The 1,166-nt window shown below is 71.2% G+C and carries 2 protein-coding genes; one reads left to right on the top strand and one right to left on the bottom strand.

Annotation, left to right across the window (positions count from 1 at the left end):
- Positions 1-71: 71 nt before the first annotated feature.
- A complete protein-coding gene (locus ACFWY6_RS45520) occupies positions 72-860 on the bottom strand; it encodes a hypothetical protein (RefSeq protein WP_384703829.1) in 789 nt (262 codons plus the stop codon).
- Between the two features lie 47 nt (positions 861-907).
- Here ACFWY6_RS45520 and ACFWY6_RS45515 point away from each other — a divergent pair, with 47 nt between their 5' ends.
- Entirely contained in the window at positions 908-1,096 is a 189-nt protein-coding gene (locus ACFWY6_RS45515) for a DUF5703 family protein (RefSeq protein ID WP_360772348.1), read from the top strand.
- The last annotated feature ends 70 nt before the right edge of the window (positions 1,097-1,166 follow it).

Below are 1,166 nucleotides of genomic sequence, written 5' to 3'. Positions count from 1 at the left end.
GGGGGGGGGGGGGGGGGGGGCCCCGTGACGGACGGCACCGCCCCCCCCCCAGCCCCCCGGGCCCGCGGAAATCAGCGATCGGCGTCCAGCGGACTGCGGTCGTCGTCCACGTCGACGACGTCGCCCGCGTCCGCCCCGTCCGTATCGTCGAGGTCATCGGACTCGTCCAGCTCCTCCACCGCCTCCAGCGCCAGCGCGGCCGCCGCCGCGACCTCAGCGTCGAGGTCCTCGTCGTCCAGTTCGTCGTCGAAGACGGTGCTGACGTCGAAGCGGCAGACGATCCGGTGCGGGTCCGCCTGGTCGAAGGGGAGCTCAAGCCACTCCCCCGGCTCGGCGGGCTCGTCGAGGGCGGTCACCCAGAGCGTGGAGTCGCCCTCCTCCAGGCCGAACTCCTTGTGCCGGGAGGCGATTTCGTCCGGTTCGAACTCGCCGAAGAGCACGCCGAGCGCGGCGTGCACGCTGCTGCCGGCCGCGACGGCGGCCGGACTCTCGCCCGCCACCGTGTCCGCGTCCAGATCCGCGACCCGCTGGGCCTGGGCGAGCAGCCGATGCGGCTCCGCCACGGTGTAGTCCCTGCGGATCAGCACGCTCAGCGCGTTCGGCTCCTCGGGCCCCTGGTACGGCGGCACGTCGCCGTCCGCGCCGGGGATCTCGAAGGGCGTGACCTCGTCGTAGCGGTCGTACAGCAGCTCGTCATAGGTCTCGGCCGCGGCGGCCAGCTCGTTGAACGCTTCGTAGACGGCCGGGTCGTCCTCCCCCGACCTGCGTTCGACCGCGGCAAGGTGGCGGTCGAGCGCGGTCTTGACCGCCTCGGCGGCGGCACGTACCTCGGCAGCGGTGGGCTGCGCAGCATCAGACATAGTGCAGACGCTATCCGTACCGGGCCTGTACTTGCACAATAGATGCGATGCCGGAATACGAATTTGTCGACGTGTATGTGCCACGCGGGGTCACCCGCAAGGAAACCACGCGTCTGCTGACAGACCACGCGGAGTACGGACACTGGGAGTTGGACCGCCTGAGCCTGCACTCGGACGGCAGCCGCAGGGTGCGGCTGAAGCGGCGGATCATCCGCCAGCTGCGGGCCACTTGGTAGCGCGAGACGGACACAGAGTGACCTGATACGTACGGAACGGAGTGGGGGGGGGCGCGGGGCGGGGGGCCGC

Source organism: Streptomyces sp. NPDC059037, from assembly GCF_042740015.1.
Taxonomy (GTDB): Bacteria; Actinomycetota; Actinomycetes; order Streptomycetales; family Streptomycetaceae; genus Streptomyces.
Note: the sequence above shows the minus strand (reverse complement) of the source record. Positions and strands in the feature narration are given on the sequence as shown.